The organism is Arthrobacter sp. NPDC097144 (assembly GCF_044762205.1).
Taxonomy (GTDB): Bacteria; Actinomycetota; Actinomycetes; order Actinomycetales; family Micrococcaceae; genus Arthrobacter_B.
This window is the reverse complement of the sequence record NZ_JBIWDW010000010.1, coordinates 15855-34065: the sequence shown is the minus strand read 5'-3', so window position 1 is coordinate 34065 and position 18211 is coordinate 15855. Positions and strand designations below refer to the sequence as shown.

The window sequence follows — 18211 nt, the reverse complement described above, 5'->3', positions numbered from 1 at the left end:
GTGGAGGTCGGTCAGACTCGCGTGTTCGGTAAGGGATCGTCCACGACACATCTATCCGACGTGCAAGATTCGCTCCATGGGCTTACCAGCTTCTGTCCAGGTCACCCTGATGACGGGATCATTGGAACTCATAGTCAATATGAGCGGAATTCTCCTGGACTGGCCGGCATGGATGATGGTCGGTGAACTCGGGCCACCCAAGAAGATGCCTTCGGCCGCGGGCTCAATCACCACGTTCTCTGCGTCTGAACCACCCCTATTCATAAGGTCGATCCATCGCTTGGTTTCGTGCTTAAGGCGACCTTTCGAGTCCGTTTTAGGCAAACGTTCTTCGCCCGGTTGCGCTAGGAAGTCGACGCCGGGTGCCTGCTTCGTGCTTTCCTCGGCCGTTAGTTCAAGCCGTTGAAGGTCGTGTTCGATCGCTTGCCACACGTGTGCAGTGAGCTCCTGGGGACTGTTGAAAGTGCCGTAGAGTCCTCGCGTTTCAACTTCCCTTTGGAAGTCGCGAAGCGCCTGCAGCTGTTCTGGATCTACATCATTTGCGTGGGGTGCTGTTGAAAAATAGAGGTGGACGGGCTTGCCCGCAGCTTCGGCCTCAGAAATTTCCTCGGCTGATCCGGAAACTGCCGACGGCGTGGCTTGCCCCATACGGCTACCGAAGAGCGCGATTACGATATCAGCCTTGGAAACCAGTTGCTTATTGATAAGTGCCTGCGGGTGGTCGCCCAGCATCGGTACCGCACCCGTTTCCCACCGACTGGCAATCAAAGCGACTTTACGGTTCGCGGTATTCGCTTCGTTCCAGCGGGCCAGTGCCGTGTACACGGCCTCACGCGCCTCCGAAACATCCGACGGTGAAGCAATCATTACTTGGAGTGCAGTGACGATGGTAGGCATGCCATGACTTTAGTGGATACGTCCGACAGTTTTGGACATACAGATAGTCCAGTTCCGTAAGCCGGTCCTTCAGCGGGACGCGCGTCCACCGCTTCCCCTACGCGGACATAGCTATGTCGATGTTGCGCCGCAGATTTGCGTATGCCTCGCCAGCAAGGATGCGCGGTGAGGTGGCCCGAACGCTACAGCTGGGTGCATGCAACTACACGTCAGCGCTGATGCCTGGGCGGGCACGAATACGAGAGGTGCCCGCTGGAGAAAGGTCCTGCTGGGAACCCAAGCCGCCGGCCTCTTGGACGGGAACTCAGCTGCTGTACCCAGCAGCTACTTTTTGTGCGGAGTCGCTGGCGGTTGCAGATCAATCAGTCCAAGCCAATGCTCAGGAACTCCAACCCTATGGAGACGCCAATCAGCACGAAAAGCAGGGTTAGACGCTTTCCCTCAATAAAGTGGTGCTGACCCAGTCCAAATCGGTGCATGGACTGATAGAGGATGAAGAATATGCCGGCCAGACAGGCTATCGCTCCAACAAGAGCAATATCCGAAGGCCCGGTATGCCCTGCGGCGAGAACCGCGATAAGACCAAACAGCATCAGCCCCCAGCACACAAAGATGAGGACTTTCATGGCCTTCGCATAGCGTAAGCGTGCGGGGTTAGGAGGATTGCTTGTCGTGCCCATGGGCTAAGCGTATGACGGGTATCTCGTTGAAGTCACCGACACGAGCTGAGCAGTAGCGCGTGCACGAATACGATCGTATTCGTGCACGCGACAGTATGGATCTAAGTATCGGAGTAGCGCAGAAGAGCGGTGTTTGTGACTCAACTTAAGGGGGGACTTTCTGCGCGCTGAGATGAACGGAAGGCGGAACGAATCATGTGTGAACGAATAGTGCACGCAGGGTGAGTTTCGTGCACCCTCCCGACCAAGGACAATCGCTGGACGAATGGTCGGCGGCCGAGCCCACTAGCCCCCGGGAGCATAGCCGAATGCCGGTGACAGACTAGAATGAGTGGTTGGCCTCGCTGGGGGAGCGAAATTCCAGGTCCGACGTTTATTCCCTCAAATACTTAGGTGATCAATATGGCACAGCGTGTACAGGTACAGCTTCTTGATGACATCACCGGCGAAGAAGCCGCAGAGACCATCACCTTCGGTCTGGATGGTGTCATGTACGAAATAGACCTCACAGCACAGAACGCCCGTCAGCTGCGCGACGAGTTGGGTTTCTATGTGGAAAAGGGACGAAAAGTCCGCGGACGGTCAGCCGCTCAGCGGCGGCCCAAGACCTCCGCACGGGACGAAACGCATCGGATCCGTGAATGGGCTGAAAAGAACGGTTACGGTCCCAGCAGTCGCGGACGAATCAGCAAGAACATCATGGAGGCGTACCAGGCGGCCAACGCGTAAACAGGCAGGGCTTGGTAAACGGGTGGGCGCGACTTCTTCAGTCCGGAATGATGTGCGGGCCCGGCTGCTGCCGGGGCATAAATAGCAGACAGCCAGGCCCGCACAGCGGGCTGCGAGCAGTTCCAGCTGTTCCACAACCCGCTGCGAAGTGCACACCTCTGGGAGAGGGCGACAATCACTTCGCATTTCAGAGCGTATCCCTGATATTGCCGGTGAACATGGTTCGCCGGCAACACGCCGTCATTCGTCTCTCTTACCTTGCATCAGGCCGGGCGTTTAGCGGGAGGAGAGCCCCAGCAAGGACAGGGCAGCACGGAGTTCGGGGGTGTCGGAATTGAGATCTGCGAGTTCAATGCCGGTAATGTGTGCGCTGGTCTGCCCGTCGGTGTCGCGCTCATAGACGGCCCAGAGCAGCAGATCATCACCGTGCCGGGACCGGAACTGGATTCCGTCGCAGAAATCGGCGCCGTCAGCGTTTTTCCGGGTCCACAGGAACTGGGAAACCTCCTGGGTGAGCAGCCGGTTTTCCGCGTTCTTCAGCGCAGCGGCGTCGAAGTCCTTCAGGTTGTAGGCCAAAGCTTTGCCTTTAAACAGCGGATGAAGGGCTGCGACTGTTTCTGCGGCGGTGATATCAACGAAGCGGCCCGTCAGACGAGCTGTGCCGGCAACCCGGTTCACCAGCCACTGGTCAATGTCCAGTTCCCCGGGACGCGCGCTGGGGAACTGTTCGGCATCAGCGTCATCTTCAACGATGTCATCGATCTCGGCCACCAGGTAAGGATCGGGCCGGTGCGGTGCCAGAAGCTCCACCAGACACGCCAGGAGCGAGTCCGCGGCGTACACCGTACGGTAGAGGCCATGGTCAAGGGGGTCCCAGCGGCCGTTGAACCGTCCGTCCGGGCCGGCCCACCGCCAGTCCGACCATTCCCAGGGCTGGGGAAGGAAGCCCACACGCCAGACACGCTGATCCAGGTCTGAGAACTTCATCCCAGGCGGGCGAACGCGCGGGCCGCAGCCAGAACTTCAGGGCCGCTTTGATCCGGGTTGGTTTCCCGGATCAGACGCGCGGGGGAGCGGTCCTCCAACTGAGGGTTCATGCCCTGAAACCAGGTCTGGGCGATCCGGGGGCCGTTGGACTCCAGGATGATGCCGGCCACGTGGTACGCCAGCCGTAGCCGGGCCTCGGTTTCGGAAGGCATCCTGCGGGTGCCTTCAGCCCACTGGCGGACCGCCCGGGTTTCTCCGACTCCTGCCAGGTAGGCAACAAGTTTGGCGCCGAGCATGTCGCGGAGCTCAGCGACCAGGGGGGCAACCTCGAGGTTGATGGAGTCGCGGTAGGCGCGGATGCCCGGAGATGCTGTCTGGCTCATAGCCTGATCATCTCCCGGATCCCACGCGATCGCAAGCTGATACCAAGGCTGATCCCACCCTGAATCCCATACCGAAACGCTTGGGTGACACTGCCTAGCTGTGCCGGAGTGAAACCAAAGACCTAGCTGTGTCGGAGTGAAAACCAAAGACGCGGAGTGCTGGTGACCCCGTAGTCAGCGGGTTTTGCCTTGGGTGGCCTAGGGTATCCAAGAGCTCGGCGCCCTTGGATACCCTAGGCTCTTATACGCCCTAGCCTGCTGCGCGGTAGAGGAAGGCTGCCATCGCGTCCCGGTTGATCGACTGCAGCGGGCGGTAGGTACGGGTGCCGTTGCGTTCGGTCCAGCCGGTAGAAATGCCCTGATCTGCCATCCAAGCCATTTCTTGTAGAACTGCTGCCCGGTGGACACATCTGCGAACGGTGATTATTTGGAGATGCTTCAGATAGCGGCGGCGCGAGCTGCTGGATCGCTTCTTCTCAACGGGGACTGCGGCGGCCCGCGGCCCTTTCCGTCATTTCAGCTGCTCCTGTGGGACGAAGCTCCGCAGGTGATGGGTGCCGCCGGAGATGCTGCTAAATTCCACCTGGCGCCGGTGAAGAACCGCGCAAAGGTTGAGGCAGCCATTGAACGTGCGATGGGCATCACTCCGGATGAATTCTACGAGGGATACGAACGCGACCTGCTCCAGACAATGGACCTTTCCCATGACTCTCCCTCCTGCGGATCGCCGGCCGGCGCGGTGTGCCGTACCAATGCCAATTCGCTGACTCTGCCGCATAATCCGTCCAAAAACCACGCCAAGAGGCCACGCAGCACGGAACAGTGACAAGGAGCTGATGTTTGGCGGATCAGGACCTAAGGTCCCTGAACTCCCTGGGCGGTCTACATGGCGGTCGGATCGGTTAAATACTCCGAATCAGGAGGTCTTGAACGGCCTTGGTGAGGTCCTCAAGCACAGCATCGCCGGTGCTGACAGCGAGAGACTTACCGAAGTCGATCTGAGTATCAACGCTTTCCTCGCTTATGGAGTCAGTCCTCACGGTAACTGACTGAACGTAATACGTGTCTTCCAGGGAGCTGGCTATCTCTGAGATGTCTTGTCTGATGTCGTCTGATTCTTCAGCGTTCACTGTGATTGAACGACGAAGCCCTTTAAGTTCTACTCGGACGAGTCTGTACGGCATGAGGGCAGGCTCGAGATGGTCCCAAGTCGTTGAAGTTGCGGATTGCCGTCCGTGCAACTTATTTCCTTGATAGGCAACATGGATGCGTGACCCAACTTCAGGCATAGCGCGTCCGAGAACACGGCCAAAGAATGACCAGCTGCCCTCCGTGACCTGATCACTGTGTTCGTAGTCATCAGGGATATGTAAACCGGCATAGGCTCTCGTTGCAGCCCAATTATTCTTGTTTGCTTCTACGAGGGCGGTAAGGTCATATCCACTTAGCTCAGAGTAGAGCTTTTCGAGGTCACGAAGTGTGAACATTGATCCAAGTTTTTTCCAGAACTGCGGGTCGGGCAGAACTTCCGATTTTAGAACCCATGGAAGAAGCGTCCGGAGTTCACCTTCGTCTAAAGAACCGTTGAATAATTCGTTCTCTTCCATGTCTTCGGTCCAAATAGGGCTTGAAGCCATCCCTAGAAGTTGAGCGGCTCGCCCAATTCGGTGTGCAGCGTCGGAACGGAAATGTTTTGTCACTGCAGCTTCAATGGTCGCCGCATCTGTGGATCCGTCCCGTGTCCCAGCACCGAGCAGCACCTTAGCATCTGATGAATCGACCCATCCCTTGGCGCCCTTTATAAATTGGGATCTAACTAGCTCAGCAACCGGTGATTCGCGATCGTCTGTGTCATCCAGGACGTCGAAGGTCGACGCTGATGTGACGAGAGCGTCGGGGCGTGACTCCATCTGTACGTTGAGCTGCTGCTTGTAGGTGCTCTGCAGCGGCTCATCGTCCAGAGTCAGCACCGCAGGGGCTTCTTCAGGTATGAACTCTGTGTCGCGAGCTGCTACTACGTTCATCAAATTGTCACGAAGGAATATGGATCGCTGGTTCTTCTCGCGTCGCCAAGTGACAACGAAGTCTGGAATAGCGCTATGGCCGAAATACTTGGTGTCTTCAACAACAGCATCGGGGTCAATGAGTGAGATCTCAGTATGGACCACACTCTTGACCCTCTTGACGTAGTCTTCAGGATCTCGTGTGTCTCTCGCTGCTGCGAGGGCAGCCCTAAAATCGTTCATGACTGATCCTGCTTCCTTTTCAGTACTTTCCAGACCTTCAGTACTTCCTTCGGAGTGAGCATTATCTGTTCTTGTTTCTCACTCAAGACCAAGAGCCAAATTCTCTGGGAGAGGGATTCTGCCAGACTGGAGTCAAATGGATCATCTCCGGCATACCGACTATGTTTCCCAACGGCTGCTTCGATGTTCGACGCTGTGGTGAGCTGTGACCAGTTGCTCTGCCCGAACGGGTGCGTTGTCGCCCAAATAAAGTTTCTGTTTTTTTCCCGCATGCCATTTGTCCGATCCCAAACGGAGCTACCGTAGGCGATCGCTAGGAACTCCTCGAACTCGGCAGCCTGGCCCCCCACGTATTTGTACCGCTTACACTCCACCACGACGGGGGGCATGCCGTCGGTTAGGAACATCCCAGCCAAATCGTATTCCTTGACGCCGTCCATGTGTTTGATCTCGCAGAGAGCTCCGGATCCGTAGGCATTCCATGGAAGGTCTAGGTATGTGGTGGCTTCAAGCCATCGCTTAAAGAGGAACACTCCATCGCGACCCAGTTCATGGTTTTCTTCTGCGGGCATGATCTAGATCATACGGTCGGCTAGGACCGGCATGCCTCATTGACAGGCGACCCACAGTCTTAGCCGCACGCAAAGTTCGGCTTTGTCGCTGCGGGCCGGCCGCTATGAGCCAATGGCTCTATCGCTCGGTAACCCGGTGGCGAGGGGGGCTGGACGGTCCGAGCCATCGACATTGGCTGTGATGCCGGTTCCTATATCCGCTCCCCTTTGCGGCAGGGCGCCCAACGTAGGAACCAGCGGTACGTTGCCGCCAGCTTATAAATCTCCCATGTCACCAACCTAACGTGGTGACAGCACGCCCCATCCTTCATTTGAGAAGGATAGGAAGAGTATTGCCTCACTGAAGCGCGTCTTGTAACCCATGAGTTGGAAGACATGGGACTGAGACAGTAATGCAGCCGCAGAGATTCAGTGTGGCGGATGTCTTGTCACCGTGTGTCGCAAGTACCTGCTAGCTTTTCTGACATGAAGACTGCTTGCGAGACACTTACGGGACTTACATGGGAAAACTGATCGGTTATGCCCGGGTCTCCACCAAAGCTCAGGATGCGGACCGCCAGATCGGGGACCTGCTCGCCGCGGGTGTCCGCCGGGACGACCTGTATACCGACCATGGAGTCAGTGGTGCACGGGCGTCAAGGCCTGCATTTAATCGGGCACTGGATGCACTGCATGGGGGTGACACCCTAGTCATCACGACTCTGGATCGTCTGGGCCGGTCGACCGTTAACATGCTGGGACTCTCCGAGGAACTGCGGGGGAGGGGCATCAACCTGCTGGTGCTGAATCTGGGCGGCGGGAATGTGGACACGGGTACGCCGATGGGCTCCATGGTCTTTACCGTGATGGCTGCTTTGGCGCAGATGGAGCTGGAGATCAAACGTGAACGAATTAACGACAGTGTCTCCAAACGTCGTGCAGCGGGAAAGGATCTCGGTGGGCGGCGCCGGCAGTTCAGCGACTCCCAGATCCGCAACGCCCGCCGTCTCATCGAGGCTGGGGAACCGGCCACCCACGTGGCCAGGGATCTGGGCATGTCCCGGGCCACCCTGTACCGGAGAATGGCGGAACTCGACGCCAGCGAGTGGATGGCAAAGCTCTGAAGCGTCGGCCCGGCTTATCCCGACAAAACTTCGAGATCAGCGGCGCCGGTCGCTGTTGTGCGGGGAGAGGGTGTTTACTCCTGAAAGCATCGGCCTCTTGAAAAGCGCGCTCTCGGGTCTTGGCCGGAGGGGGCCAGTTGTGTGAATCGCCAGATGGCTGGGTTGTAGTAACGCGCGCCGAACTTTGTGTAGCCGGTAGCCGCATCCTTGTGTCCGGAGACGTACTGGTAGGGGTTGTTGCCGGCTTGAGCTCCTGCCTTGGGTGGTGTTGCCCCAGGCGTCGTAACTGTAGGTTGCTGCCTTTGCCTGGTTGGGCTCGTAGAGGAAAGTTCACCTCGCGACACACCTAGGGGTACCTCGGCCGTGCTCCTTCAAATTTGGGCTAAGTGAAGCAGAACGGAATACTCCGAAAATGTTGAAGCATTGTCGATGGCCAGAAGGGACTGGTGTGTGTATATTGAGATTACGCATCGGTAATCGATAAGGAGCTGATTGTGAAATCTGATTCACTTACTACATCTACGGTCAACGTCAGAAGCCGACCTGTAACGCTGTTGATCTTAGTCGCATTTATATCTGCAGTAGGAGTGTTCCTCTGGAACTCATGGTTCATAATTGGTGGTAAATACCTCTATAATTCGCCGGATCTTTCACCGTTGGTTCCGCTAAGCCGGATTCCGCAGATAACGTCAATTGATCCGACCCCTGGAGAAGTCCCTGTGGTTTTGGACCTACCCCTCAGTCTACGGCTTCTATCTCTTGTGCCAGATTTCGTCTTGATCGTAGTATTCGCCATAGTGATTTTTTATACAGGGCGCATTCTTCGCGGCATTGTATCTGGAGAAGTATTCAGTAAATCGAGTGTCGAAGCTTGGGTGAGAATTGGGGTCAGCTTAATTTTGGGGGCGGTTCTATTTTTTCTTTTCGATGCCTTGGCGATCGTAACTTTCGCGAACACGATAATGGGTGAAGCGCCAGTTCGGGTTTTGAATCTAGAGGCTCCGCGTGTTGATCTCCGGCTGCTGTGCGTAGGAGCAGTATGCCTAACAATTTCACACGCTTTTCGTCAGGGAAAGAGGAACAGCGAGGAACTCGATGGCCTTGTCTAGCCTTCAAGAAGGGAAAGAATCCAGAGTTCGTTGTCATCTTGACGAAGTTCTAGATCTCCACGGCATGACTCTTACGGAGCTCTCCCGTATCACCGGCATCACACTAGCAAATCTGTCGATTCTAAAAACGAACAAGGCGCGAGCGGTCAGATTCACTACGCTCACAGCAGTTTGCGACGCAATCAGTGTCACACCTGGAGAGCTTTTCTCGATTCTGCCCAAATGAACCTCGTGCATTCCGAAAATCACAGTAAGGTAACGAAATCTGCAGGATGCCCTCGTAGGTCTGGACGCTGATGCACGATCCACTCAGATTTTCATAGTCGTGCTATAGCACGATATTGGGTTCTTTGGCCGTCACTCGCGGCCCAAAAATTGGGGGAATATATCATGAGACGAAAAAATAGGTTGCTTGTTGCTCTGGGAGCCTTGGCACTATTGCTGCCGGCAGCGGCACCAGCGAATGCAGTCACATCTACGCCCACACCAGCTCCTATCACGGAAGAGACCAAGGATCAGTTGGGTGAATACATGGATAAGTATGGAGTCGCAGACTCCGTGCAGATTCAGCTTTGGAAAAAAATAGAAGATGGAGTTCTGTGGGACTCATTCGGGGGAGCAGAGCCCGTGTCTTCAAGGGAAATTGAAACTGATAAATCTATTAGCACAGTATCGACATTTGAAGATGGTTCGATCCGTGTCGCAGAGGTTATGACTGGTACTCCTGGGATTAATGCGCGTGGAATCACGATGTGCAGTACATCTTCGTTCCCCGGAGGAGCGCAGTACAATAACTGCAATGCCACTGACGGCAATGGGTGGGCCACTGCAGGATTCACTACGACCTTCATTCGTTCTGCAAATTACGGCAAAATAGTGGATGTGTGGGCCCCTACGGTCCAGTGCATGAAGCCGTTCTCCTGTTCGTACGCTTGGCACGGGATTGTCCGATCGACTGGCACAGATGCCGTGCCAGCGTTGGCCCAGATGAACTACGGACTAACTTGGGGCGGCACGGTTACAAATAATGTGCAGCTCAAGATTTCAGGGGCTTCAGCAACGATTTACAATAGCGTTAACAACTAAGACCTGTATTAGAGGAGGTACGGCCAGTGATGGTCGTACCTCCTCTTCGTCTGCGGGTTCGCCAGGCAAGGACAACGATTCAACGATTGCGTGGTTGTGATTTTCTTCCCCTCTGAGGGTAGTACGGTGAGGATGCTCGCCGCCGGCATCGCCGGCCCGGCCTCTTGCATATCAAGTTATTCTTCACCGCTGCGGGTTGCCTGTGTGGTTGGGTTTTGTGCCGTCCCCTCAGCGCGGGGGTGGCGGGGACTCCGGATCCATAAGCTGTTGTCCCTAGATGCCGTGGGGCTGATCAGCGTACTTTGCCTCGATTGTTTTTGGGAGGTGGCGTTCGGGATAGCGATGGTTGCCACTAATGGCCGCCGTGATCGGCGGGCAGCGTTCTTCTGTACGAAGTAGCTGCGTCTGTCTCTGGATGTCATGGGGTTGGGCGTCAGATTGTGGCGTGAAGGGACAATCGGGTTTTTCCTGTGGGCGGGCACGGACGGATGCGTAGACAGTGGCCCGCTGCCGTTATCGTTTCGGCGGAGGGGGCCTTTATGGTTTTCGTCAAGCCGCTGAGGGCAGGTTCTTTGGTGCCGGGTCCTCGTAAAGGGTTCCGTCGCGGAGCATGGCGAAGAGAACGTCGGAACGACGCCGAGCCAGAGCAATGATCGCTTGGCTGTGCCGTTTACCTTCCGCGCGTTTGCGGTCGTAATACGCTCTGGACGGTGGATGATGCAGGGCGGCGAAGGCCGAGAGGAACAAGGCTCGCTTGAGTTTCTTGTTGCCCCGCCGGCTCGGATGTTCACCCCAGATCGAAGTTCCCGAGCGACGGGTGACCGGGGCGATCCCGGCGTATGAGGTCAGATGGGCGGCGGAGGCAAAGTGTTTGCCGGTGACTTCGGTGAGGATTCGCGCGCAGGTCCAGACGCCGATGCCGGGCATCGAGGTCAGGACCTCGTAAAGAGGGTGGGCCTCCACCAGGGCTTCGACCTGGGCCGCGATCTCATCGCGTTGCCGGCTCAACGCCAGGAGCTGCTCAGCCAGTTTCGGCAACACGATCCCGGCAGCGCCGGTGCCTACCACCACGACGGTTTGCTGGCTCAGGGCGGTGAAGATGGCGTCGGTGAGCCGCTCAGCGGCCCGCGGCGCATGCTTCTTCAATCGTGCTTTCACATGTCCGCGGCCGGCGGTCTTCAACGCCTGCGGTGTGGGATAACGGGTGAGGAGGTCCGCCACCGCCGGGTGGTCCAGGTGCGGGCCCAGAGCCCGTTCCAGGGCGGGATGGATTTGGGTGAGGAGCCCGCGGATCCGGTTCGACGTTGCGGTGATCTGACCGGTGAGGTCATCATCGAACCCGCAGAGCACCCCCAGCTCGGCCAGGGTTTCATCGTCCAGTTCCACGGAGCGCAGGGTATGCGGCATGGAACGGGCGGCTTCGGCGATGATGGCCGCGTCCCGGGCATCGGTTTTCGCCTGGCCCGGGTGCAGGTCCGCGATCCTGCGCATCGCCAAACCGGGCAGGTAGCCCACCGTTGCTCCTGCTGCGCGGGCCACCGCGACGGGCAGCGCTCCGATGGTCGCGGGCTGGTCCACGACGACCAGTACCTTCCCGTGAGAAGAGAGCGCGCTGATGATGTCGCGGATTTTGGTTTCGTCCTGAGGCAGGGCTTTGTCGTAGAGCTTCTTCCCTGCCCGGTTCAGAGCCACGGCGTGGTGGCCGGTCTTGCCGACGTCCAGGCCAAGGAAAACGTCGATGCCCTCTTGCTCCAAGATCATGATTACCCCCGGTAGCTCGTGCTGAGACTGACGTGTTGGCTGGTCAGGGCGGCAGGAAGTCGCATCCACGTTACGAATGGCTTCGTTGGTCGTGCCTCTATTAGCGATCCACCGGCCGCCAAGTCGGTTCCGGTGGCAACACCCCCCCCGGATCATGGATGACTGGGGGCAAAAACCATGCCGGAACCGACCGGCCAACACACCCATATCCTGCATCAGAAACGGACTACGAAAAAGGTAACGGGGATGCTAGGCGCACCCAGATGTATTCTGCGGGGTATCTGCAGCTGTGAGGCGATCCGTTACGCCTCGGAGTCGGTACATGTCGCGGCGGCGTTTCTGTTCGAAAGTAGAGCCTCCCTAGGCAGGGGGGCAGGGGGACGCTCAACCTCACAAGCTGTGGGGAGACTCGGAAGCTGCAGACCCATGATGCTCTCTAGCCGGTCGCCCAGTAATTCCGTAATAAATGCTTGTGTGTCTTCTCCTGGCTCAGGGGTGCCAGGCGGAAGGAAGGCCCCGGGTTGGGCCCCCAACCACCCCTACCCCTCGTACCTCGTCGTCGACCAACACGAGTCCGTGGCACAGAGCATGCTTCAAGTAGAGGGACTGCAGTTCCTCTAGCCGCGCCTCGTAATGATCCGCCGGGATGGACCACCCGGTCCAGGGGTAGGAATCGAATGCGAGAGCAAGTGTGCGGGATGCTTGGGGAAGATCCCCTGCAGTCGCAGGACGAACAGTATGGTTCATACCACCGACCATATCCCTGATGATTTATGTTCGCTTTACGATCGTTAACCGGCTACCAGGATGGCCGGTGTCTACTGGTAACCGTTCGGTGCTGCGAGGCCTCTTTGCATGGTTTTTGGTGGGGTTATGCGGCGGTGCCGGGGATTTAGCGTTGGTGCGACATACCTCGCCGGCCGATGACCCGCATGAGGGACAGTCATGGGACAAATCCATTGTCACCAGCAGATCGCGCTCATACCCCTCGTAGAACTCGTCCGGCAGGATAACGATTGCCCGTTGAATAGCCGCCTCAACCTTTCTGCGGTTCTTTGCCAGGGCCCGATGGAATTTAGCAGCATCTCTGATGTCACCCATTACCTGTGGTGCTTCTTCCCACAGGAGTACCTGAAACGAGGGGAAGGGACGCGGACCGCCCAGGTCGCCGTTGAGAAGAACCGATCCAGCGGCCCGTGCCTCCGCTATCTGAAGCATTTCAAGATAATGCAGTTCCAACTCGCTCGCCGCTGTTGCCAGAACTGTTTTTCTAAGCCCTATCGGACCACTTTGGGCAAGGGCTTCCTGAATGTTGACACCGCTGCCGTAGTAGCCGTTGACATGTTCTGGATCTAGGCGGGTGCTCTGGCCGATATACGACCAGCCGTCGTGATCGTTGTCAGTCCGGAAGATATATCCGATCGCTCCCGGTTCAATAACAGCCTGGTCATTCATCGTTTCCCCATCCCCACAGTGTCAGAAGACATCAGTGTACGGAAGGCATGCCGTATCAGGAGACACTGGATGATCCTCCATCCGACTCTGGAAACGTGCTCATCCGTTGGGGATCATCCCTCGCTGGTCTTAGGGACCTCCGTGGGCGGTATCGCTGTGTCTTGGTTGGCATGCTTTCGAGCTGCCGATCTGCGACGGGTGGCCGCAGAGCTTTCGAGTCCGAGCTTCTTGAGTTCGTCAGGGCTCCAGCCGTCTTTGGTGGCGCGGATGTAAGCGCGTTTGTCCTCCTTTTCTGCTTCGGCAAGTTGGGTTTTGAGGTCAGCGACCCGCTGCCGTGCCCTGACGAGGTTCGTCACGGATTCGATGCGTGAATCCAGCAGGGCGCGTGCCTGTTCCTGTGTCTTTTCGATGCTGATGTTGGCCATGCGGTCAGCCTAGCTTTCGCGGCCGATTTGGGGACGAGTACAACACGGATCAGCCGCTGGTCTGGAGGGGAAGCCGTGTAGGTGTTCGTTGGCCGGGTCGTGGAACCAGGTGTCCAAGTCGTCTGTGCCGTAACGGACAACGCGGGGTGAGATCCGGTAGAAGTCCGGTCCCTGTCCCTTCTTCCGCCAGCGGCCCAGGTCAGCTGTGCTGACGCCGTATTGCTGTTCGACCTTTTTGGGGGAGATAAGAGCCATGGTGAGTCCTCCTGTTTTTGATCCCTGCCACCGTTCCTTTCGGCACAGCCGTTGACACTTGGCCGCGAAGTGAATTGGCAGGTTGGAGTCGGCGGAGCGTGGAATACCGGAGCGAGCGAAGCGAGTGAGGATATGCCGCGAAAGCCGCCGGCGGAGACTTGCCAAGAGAAGGGCGGACAGTACACTCACAGGCCGAAACGGAACGGCGCAGCCGGTCTTTCAAATGCAGGCGCGAAGCGGCGGGTTGTTTTCAAGATCGGAACTACTCGAGAAGCATGGGGGCAAGCGATTCGGAGCCCCGGCGGAGCAAGCTGGGAACTTAGGTGCCCTAAGTTGAAACTACCCTCGACTTGTCGTGTCGGGTGCTGCACACTGTGCAGTGTGGTCCCCGGATTCCCGGGTTCGCTGCGCTGGCTTTGAAAGGCGGTAGGACACATGAGCGAAGACACCGGTATAGCCGGATGGAAGTCGCGCCGCCGCCGCGCCAACGTTGAGGGCGGCAGAGTGCATCGCCACATCGTGAAAGTCTCACCCGAGGAAGAAGCTCGGCTGGTGCAGCTCGCGGAGAAGCACCGTGTAACGGTTGCCAGGCTACTGGTGGAGGCGGCACTGAGTGAGGCGGGGGAGACCCCCTCCGAGCGACGGAACCAGTTCATGGAACTGTCCAATCTTGCCCGTCTTGTCGGAACTGTGGCGAACAACGTCAACCAGGTTGCACGGCACGCCAACAGCAAGGGAGAGATCCCGGCTGATGCGGCGGCATCCATTACCCATGCCAAGAACATTATTCACCGGGTGGACCGTTTACTTGCCGTTATGGCGGGACGGTAGAACCATGATTCCGAACATCGTCCAGGGTGACCGGATGAGCGGACTCATGGTGTATCTTGCCGGCCCGGGGCGGGCAAACGAGCATGAAGATCCGCACCTCGTAGCGGGGGACGCAGCGCTGATGGCGTGGCACGACGACAGCGAGCTTAACCGTGATTCAGCCCTGGACATTGCCAACAGCCTTGACCGTGCCAGGCAGTTCTACGGAACGGAGGTTCCCGGCGGCCACGTCTTCCATTGCTCACTCAGTTTGAGTGCGGAAGAGGGCAAGCTTACAGACCAGCAGTGGGGCGATATAGCCAACGACTATGTGACCGCGATGGGGTTCACCGGTGACGGGGGCAAAGCACCGGCACAGTGGGCTGCAGTGCGGCACGGCGTTAGTAAGAACGGCAACGATCACATCCACATTGTTGCCTCGATGGTTAGAGACGATGGAACGAAATGGAACGACTGGAAGTCCAAGTACAAGTCCCAGCAGGTCTCGCGTGAGCTGGAGAAGAAGTACGGACTGAACGAGATTGGTTCCGTTCGTGCCGAGCGCGGCGTCAAGCCCGCTGAGCTGGAGAAAGCACGACGACAAGGGAATCCGGAACCGGAACGGCACACCGTAGCCAGAACAGTCCGTGTCTGCGCTACGGCATCCGTCACCGAAGCGGAGTTTGTACGTCGGGCACGTCAGGAAGGGCTGCTGGTTCGCCCTCGTTTCGCAGCGGGGCGTTCGGATGTAGTGACCGGATACTCCGTTGCCAAACGCCCTCCCAAGGGGGAACGGGCCATCTGGTACGGAGGCAATTCGATGGGCAGAGACCTGAGTTTGCCCAAGCTACGCGAGGGTTGGGATAGCACACCGCAGAACGCAACTGAAGCAGTTAGCGAGTGGACGGCAGCAGCACGGAACAAGCGTGTTGTCGCCCCGGGCAGAGAGACCACAACTCCCAGTGCTGAGCTGTGGGAGAAGCACGCGAATGAAGTTGGAGAGCTGCGTCAGAAATTGGCTTCAACTCTGTACAACGATCACCAGGCCTGGGCCCTTGCAGCCCGGGAAACGTCGGCAGCGTTTGGTGCGTGGTCTAAACGAATTGAAACCACACCGGGACCGTTGGCCGCCGCATCGCGGGAGCTGGCAAAGTCCGCCCAGCTGCGCCGGTACCCGCCGGCCACGCCAAAAGCCGGGAAGGTTTCAGCCCGGGGAGCGACCATGATCATTTTGGCTGCTACTTCCAAGAGTGACCGGGCAGCTTATGCCCTGATGTTCCGCCAGCTCGCAGCCACGGCCAAAGCTATCCACGATATGCACAAAGCCACGGGAGACCTGAACCGGGTAAGAGGCTTGTCGGCGTCGGTAATCGCTGCCACTAAGGCCGTCGAAGCCAGCGCATCAGCACACACGGTGAAGCGTGAACCGATGACCCTGGAGAAGCTCCGGGCACAGAATCCGGGCCTGGATGAGGAAACACTGAGAGCACGTCTGGTTGCCGGCCGCTCCCGTGAAGGCTCTGCTGTGCCGACAAAGCTCACACGGGGCGAGGGACCAACTGTTCATAGCGGACAGGTGCATGGATCAGAGCAACAGACCCAGCGAGGGCTAGAGCGATAGGGGATAGGTCATGAGCGAACTGAGTGGAGTGGACTATGTAGCCGGCGGGGAAAGGGCCGCCTTTGATGAGGGAGTGCACCGAGGAGAGGATTACCTGGCCATCGTCAGATGGGCCAATTATGAGCAGAAGTCTGCCGTCTATGTCACTGCGCCCTTCAGAACGGAGGCTCTGATTGAGGAAGTGATGAAAGAGGGTAAAGGCTATATCCAAGAAATTTATGACCTTCACCTTGATCGCGACTCCCAGCTAAACTCCCCGTTCCGACAAATGAACACTGAAGTCGGATTGGCTAGCAGCGGGACGTACTATACGCAGCGACAGCTACAAGAGTTGGAAATTCCCCCGAGGCCTAGGGAATTCTCTGCCCGTCCAAACGATCCCGTAGAGATACTCTCCGCCAGCTTCCAGCGCATCGACGCGAAAGCACTGGCCGATTCTATGAGTGCCGCTGCAACATACTTGGAATCAGCGCAGCGCACTCTGGAAACCATCCGCGCACAGCATCCGGCCTTCGCGCATGGGTACCCCGAGCACTTCCCCCTGCAAAGTAACCGGGATCCCTGGATACCCGGTTCCGGCAGAGTGGCCGTCGATCCTATGGCCTTTGAGAATCTGCGCACAGAGCATCCGGGCCTAGACGACGAAACCCTGAGAGCACGGTTGATTGTTGGACAAAGCCGTGAAGGGTTGCCGGAGTCCACACCGCCGACACGAGGTTCGTCACCGACCATTTACCCAGCACCGGAGGATGGACCAGCACAAGAGACCCAACGAGGAATTGAGAGGTAAGGGGATAACTCATGAGTGAATCGGATGGAATTGAAGATGCCGTTGGAGGCGGGTTTCGTGCCGGCCTCATGGCAGCAGCCAGGATTGGAGAACAGCTGGCAAGGATGCGCGAACAGCAACAGCGCCATATCCAGCAGGCAGAAGAATTAAGGGCCAGAGAGCTGCAGGACCGGTTCGATGCCTCCCAGGCAGCAGCCCGCGCCCAGCTGGACCCGACAAGCCGGAATGATTGGTGGGACAAGGCAACACCAGAAATGATTGAACGTGCCCACGAAACAGCAGAAGCGTGGAAAGGATATGACCCGGTTGCAGCCGAGCACGCGGAAACGATCAAGGCTCAGATACAGGACCGCTATGGAATAGACGTTCACAACCCGGGAGCCACAGAGCAGGGCATTTCATCAGCTCTCGCCCAAGCCCAAACGGCACGCCATGAGGCCGACAACGAACGGTCCAAAGCAGCCGCTGCGCGGAATGACGAAGTGTTGGCCGGCGCCGCGGTGGCCGGCGCCAACCGGGAGGACCGCACACGCCACAGCTCTCCATCAGAGCCAGCCTACGACTCTCCGGAACGAAGGGAACAGCTCGCAAGGAGCCTCGACGGCCATCCCGACAGGGAAGCCGTGAATGCCCGCCTGGCGGCAGACCAGCACCAGGGAACACCCCCGAGCGCGGCTGTGAGCTCCAAGCCGACGGTAGGAAAGACATCCCTGATGAAGAAACCACCGGCAGTGAGCAGACCCTTTGAAAGAGGTTTGAAACGCTGAACCGTGTCCTCCCGGTGCAACGAAGTGAGGCCCCGCCGTCGGCGGGGCCTCACTTCGTTGCACCGATGACCTTAGGGATACAACGATTCCTCAGGTTCAACATGGGGCAGCGAAGGCAGTTCCGGACGCGCAGCGTGACCGTTATATGTGCACTTCTTAAAAGCCCCGTTAGGAGCCATCAGCATTCTCATATGGGGGTCAGCGTGGTGGATCCACCAGATACTCATTCCTAAGGCACCCTCGCTGCGCAGGTACTCCCAGGCACGCCACAGCGAGTCCACACGGGAGAGCGCTTCAACATGTTTGTACCACTGGGGGCACCACACGAACTCAGAACCTCCGTTGACCTCCCGGACATAAGAGGGACCGAGCACATTGACGAAGAAATCCAGAGGATTTGAATAGAGAGGTTCCCTCACCGGCCGGATCGCTTCCGCCGGCTCTCCCGGGGCCTCATTGGAAGGTGGAACTCTTTCTTCCGGACCGGACTCATCGCCGAAGCTATGATCAAATTCTTTGGTGAAGTCACTCATGA

20 protein-coding genes and 1 pseudogene are annotated in these 18211 nt (G+C 57.8%); 10 read left to right on the top strand and 11 right to left on the bottom strand.

Going from position 1 to position 18211, the window contains the following annotated elements:
* Positions 1-51 precede the first annotated feature (51 nt).
* A complete protein-coding gene (locus ACIQXM_RS17970; protein WP_400934089.1) occupies positions 52-897 on the bottom strand; it encodes a DUF4062 domain-containing protein in 846 nt (281 codons plus the stop codon).
* A gap of 362 nt (positions 898-1259) precedes the next feature.
* Positions 1260-1523, bottom strand: a complete 264-nt coding sequence (locus ACIQXM_RS17965) for a hypothetical protein (RefSeq protein ID WP_400934086.1) — start codon at positions 1521-1523, stop codon at positions 1260-1262.
* 456 nt (positions 1524-1979) lie between these two features.
* On the opposite strand from ACIQXM_RS17965, the gene ACIQXM_RS17960 reads away from it, so the two are divergent.
* On the top strand, positions 1980-2306 hold the full coding sequence (locus tag ACIQXM_RS17960) for an Lsr2 family protein (protein ID WP_400934084.1): 327 nt from the start codon (positions 1980-1982) through the stop codon (positions 2304-2306).
* Between the two features lie 276 nt (positions 2307-2582).
* Here the strand turns inward: ACIQXM_RS17960 and ACIQXM_RS17955 are convergent, their stop codons facing one another.
* The 3 genes and pseudogenes from ACIQXM_RS17955 to ACIQXM_RS17945 form a co-directional block, all read right to left on the bottom strand.
* Positions 2583-3293, bottom strand: coding sequence for an RES domain-containing protein (locus ACIQXM_RS17955; protein WP_400934081.1), 711 nt, complete (start codon positions 3291-3293; stop codon positions 2583-2585).
* On the bottom strand, positions 3290-3676 hold the full coding sequence (locus ACIQXM_RS17950) for a hypothetical protein (protein ID WP_290168972.1): 387 nt from the start codon (positions 3674-3676) through the stop codon (positions 3290-3292). Before ACIQXM_RS17950 ends, ACIQXM_RS17955 begins: the two co-directional genes overlap by 4 nt.
* A 253-nt stretch (positions 3677-3929) precedes the next feature.
* Positions 3930-4099, bottom strand: a pseudogene (locus tag ACIQXM_RS17945) (S-layer protein); the annotation flags it as partial.
* Between ACIQXM_RS17945 and ACIQXM_RS17940 the strand changes: the two are divergent.
* Positions 4077-4502: a hypothetical protein gene (locus tag ACIQXM_RS17940; RefSeq protein WP_400934078.1), complete on the top strand. Its 426-nt coding sequence runs from the start codon at positions 4077-4079 to the stop codon at positions 4500-4502. The pseudogene ACIQXM_RS17945 and the gene ACIQXM_RS17940 overlap by 23 nt on opposite strands.
* Before the next feature lie 76 nt (positions 4503-4578).
* On the opposite strand, the gene ACIQXM_RS17935 is transcribed toward ACIQXM_RS17940, so the two are convergent.
* Positions 4579-5922, bottom strand: a complete 1344-nt coding sequence (locus ACIQXM_RS17935; RefSeq protein ID WP_400934075.1) for a hypothetical protein — start codon at positions 5920-5922, stop codon at positions 4579-4581.
* A complete protein-coding gene (locus ACIQXM_RS17930; RefSeq protein ID WP_400934073.1) occupies positions 5919-6494 on the bottom strand; it encodes a hypothetical protein in 576 nt (191 codons plus the stop codon). Before ACIQXM_RS17930 ends, ACIQXM_RS17935 begins: the two co-directional genes overlap by 4 nt.
* Before the next feature lie 500 nt (positions 6495-6994).
* Here ACIQXM_RS17930 and ACIQXM_RS17925 point away from each other — a divergent pair, with 500 nt between their 5' ends.
* From ACIQXM_RS17925 to ACIQXM_RS17910, 4 genes are all read left to right on the top strand, one after another.
* Complete coding sequence (locus tag ACIQXM_RS17925; RefSeq protein WP_400934071.1) at positions 6995-7597, top strand: recombinase family protein; 603 nt, start codon at positions 6995-6997, stop codon at positions 7595-7597.
* Positions 7598-8091: 494 nt separating this feature from the next.
* On the top strand, positions 8092-8706 hold the full coding sequence (locus tag ACIQXM_RS17920; protein ID WP_400934069.1) for a DUF2975 domain-containing protein: 615 nt from the start codon (positions 8092-8094) through the stop codon (positions 8704-8706).
* A complete protein-coding gene (locus ACIQXM_RS17915) occupies positions 8693-8932 on the top strand; it encodes a helix-turn-helix domain-containing protein (protein WP_400934068.1) in 240 nt (79 codons plus the stop codon). The genes ACIQXM_RS17920 and ACIQXM_RS17915 overlap by 14 nt, the downstream gene beginning before the upstream one ends.
* A 164-nt stretch (positions 8933-9096) precedes the next feature.
* Positions 9097-9792 (top strand): hypothetical protein, encoded by a 696-nt coding sequence (locus ACIQXM_RS17910; RefSeq protein ID WP_400934067.1) that lies wholly within the window; start codon positions 9097-9099, stop codon positions 9790-9792.
* A gap of 549 nt (positions 9793-10341) precedes the next feature.
* Here the strand turns inward: ACIQXM_RS17910 and ACIQXM_RS17905 are convergent.
* The 3 genes from ACIQXM_RS17905 to ACIQXM_RS17895 form a co-directional block, all read right to left on the bottom strand.
* On the bottom strand, positions 10342-11553 hold the full coding sequence (locus ACIQXM_RS17905; protein WP_400934065.1) for an IS110 family transposase: 1212 nt from the start codon (positions 11551-11553) through the stop codon (positions 10342-10344).
* 771 nt (positions 11554-12324) lie between these two features.
* Positions 12325-13008, bottom strand: coding sequence for a hypothetical protein (locus ACIQXM_RS17900; protein ID WP_400934064.1), 684 nt, complete (start codon positions 13006-13008; stop codon positions 12325-12327).
* Between the two features lie 113 nt (positions 13009-13121).
* Positions 13122-13433 (bottom strand): hypothetical protein, encoded by a 312-nt coding sequence (locus tag ACIQXM_RS17895; protein ID WP_400934063.1) that lies wholly within the window; start codon positions 13431-13433, stop codon positions 13122-13124.
* Between the two features lie 690 nt (positions 13434-14123).
* Between ACIQXM_RS17895 and mobC the strand changes: the two genes are divergently transcribed.
* Genes mobC through ACIQXM_RS17875 form a run of 4 tightly spaced genes read left to right on the top strand, consistent with a single transcriptional unit; the run spans position 14124 to position 17676 of the window.
* Positions 14124-14519 carry a plasmid mobilization relaxosome protein MobC gene (gene mobC, locus ACIQXM_RS17890; protein ID WP_400934060.1) on the top strand — a complete coding sequence of 132 codons (396 nt, stop codon included), beginning with the start codon at positions 14124-14126 and terminating at the stop codon, positions 14517-14519.
* A 4-nt stretch (positions 14520-14523) separates the two neighbouring features.
* Positions 14524-16119 carry a relaxase/mobilization nuclease domain-containing protein gene (locus ACIQXM_RS17885; protein ID WP_400934056.1) on the top strand — a complete coding sequence of 532 codons (1596 nt, stop codon included), beginning with the start codon at positions 14524-14526 and terminating at the stop codon, positions 16117-16119.
* A gap of 10 nt (positions 16120-16129) precedes the next feature.
* Positions 16130-16909 carry a hypothetical protein gene (locus ACIQXM_RS17880; protein ID WP_400934051.1) on the top strand — a complete coding sequence of 260 codons (780 nt, stop codon included), beginning with the start codon at positions 16130-16132 and terminating at the stop codon, positions 16907-16909.
* 11 nt (positions 16910-16920) lie between these two features.
* Entirely contained in the window at positions 16921-17676 is a 756-nt protein-coding gene (locus tag ACIQXM_RS17875) for a hypothetical protein (protein ID WP_400934047.1), read from the top strand.
* Between the two features lie 71 nt (positions 17677-17747).
* Here the strand turns inward: ACIQXM_RS17875 and ACIQXM_RS17870 are convergent, their stop codons facing one another.
* Positions 17748-18209 (bottom strand): DUF4913 domain-containing protein, encoded by a 462-nt coding sequence (locus ACIQXM_RS17870; protein WP_400934043.1) that lies wholly within the window; start codon positions 18207-18209, stop codon positions 17748-17750.
* Positions 18210-18211 lie beyond the last annotated feature (2 nt).

Bases quoted from the DNA above. Each gene is read 5' to 3' on its own strand.
- ACIQXM_RS17930 (WP_400934073.1), bottom strand. From the start codon at position 6,494: ATGCCCGCAGAAGAAAACCATGAACTGGGTCGCGATGGAGTGTTCCTC.
- ACIQXM_RS17905 (WP_400934065.1), bottom strand. From the start codon at position 11,553: ATGATCTTGGAGCAAGAGGGCATCGACGTTTTCCTTGGCCTGGACGTC.
- ACIQXM_RS17955 (WP_400934081.1), bottom strand. From the start codon at position 3,293: ATGAAGTTCTCAGACCTGGATCAGCGTGTCTGGCGTGTGGGCTTCCTT.
- ACIQXM_RS17880 (WP_400934051.1), top strand. From the start codon at position 16,130: ATGAGCGAACTGAGTGGAGTGGACTATGTAGCCGGCGGGGAAAGGGCC.
- ACIQXM_RS17870 (WP_400934043.1), bottom strand. From the start codon at position 18,209: ATGAGTGACTTCACCAAAGAATTTGATCATAGCTTCGGCGATGAGTCC.
- ACIQXM_RS17885 (WP_400934056.1), top strand. From the start codon at position 14,524: ATGATTCCGAACATCGTCCAGGGTGACCGGATGAGCGGACTCATGGTG.
- ACIQXM_RS17915 (WP_400934068.1), top strand. From the start codon at position 8,693: ATGGCCTTGTCTAGCCTTCAAGAAGGGAAAGAATCCAGAGTTCGTTGT.
- ACIQXM_RS17935 (WP_400934075.1), bottom strand. From the start codon at position 5,922: ATGAACGATTTTAGGGCTGCCCTCGCAGCAGCGAGAGACACACGAGAT.
- ACIQXM_RS17960 (WP_400934084.1), top strand. From the start codon at position 1,980: ATGGCACAGCGTGTACAGGTACAGCTTCTTGATGACATCACCGGCGAA.
- ACIQXM_RS17875 (WP_400934047.1), top strand. From the start codon at position 16,921: ATGAGTGAATCGGATGGAATTGAAGATGCCGTTGGAGGCGGGTTTCGT.
- ACIQXM_RS17900 (WP_400934064.1), bottom strand. From the start codon at position 13,008: ATGAATGACCAGGCTGTTATTGAACCGGGAGCGATCGGATATATCTTC.
- ACIQXM_RS17895 (WP_400934063.1), bottom strand. From the start codon at position 13,433: ATGGCCAACATCAGCATCGAAAAGACACAGGAACAGGCACGCGCCCTG.
- ACIQXM_RS17970 (WP_400934089.1), bottom strand. From the start codon at position 897: ATGCCTACCATCGTCACTGCACTCCAAGTAATGATTGCTTCACCGTCG.
- mobC (WP_400934060.1), top strand. From the start codon at position 14,124: ATGAGCGAAGACACCGGTATAGCCGGATGGAAGTCGCGCCGCCGCCGC.
- ACIQXM_RS17965 (WP_400934086.1), bottom strand. From the start codon at position 1,523: ATGAAAGTCCTCATCTTTGTGTGCTGGGGGCTGATGCTGTTTGGTCTT.
- ACIQXM_RS17925 (WP_400934071.1), top strand. From the start codon at position 6,995: ATGGGAAAACTGATCGGTTATGCCCGGGTCTCCACCAAAGCTCAGGAT.
- ACIQXM_RS17950 (WP_290168972.1), bottom strand. From the start codon at position 3,676: ATGAGCCAGACAGCATCTCCGGGCATCCGCGCCTACCGCGACTCCATC.
- ACIQXM_RS17910 (WP_400934067.1), top strand. From the start codon at position 9,097: ATGAGACGAAAAAATAGGTTGCTTGTTGCTCTGGGAGCCTTGGCACTA.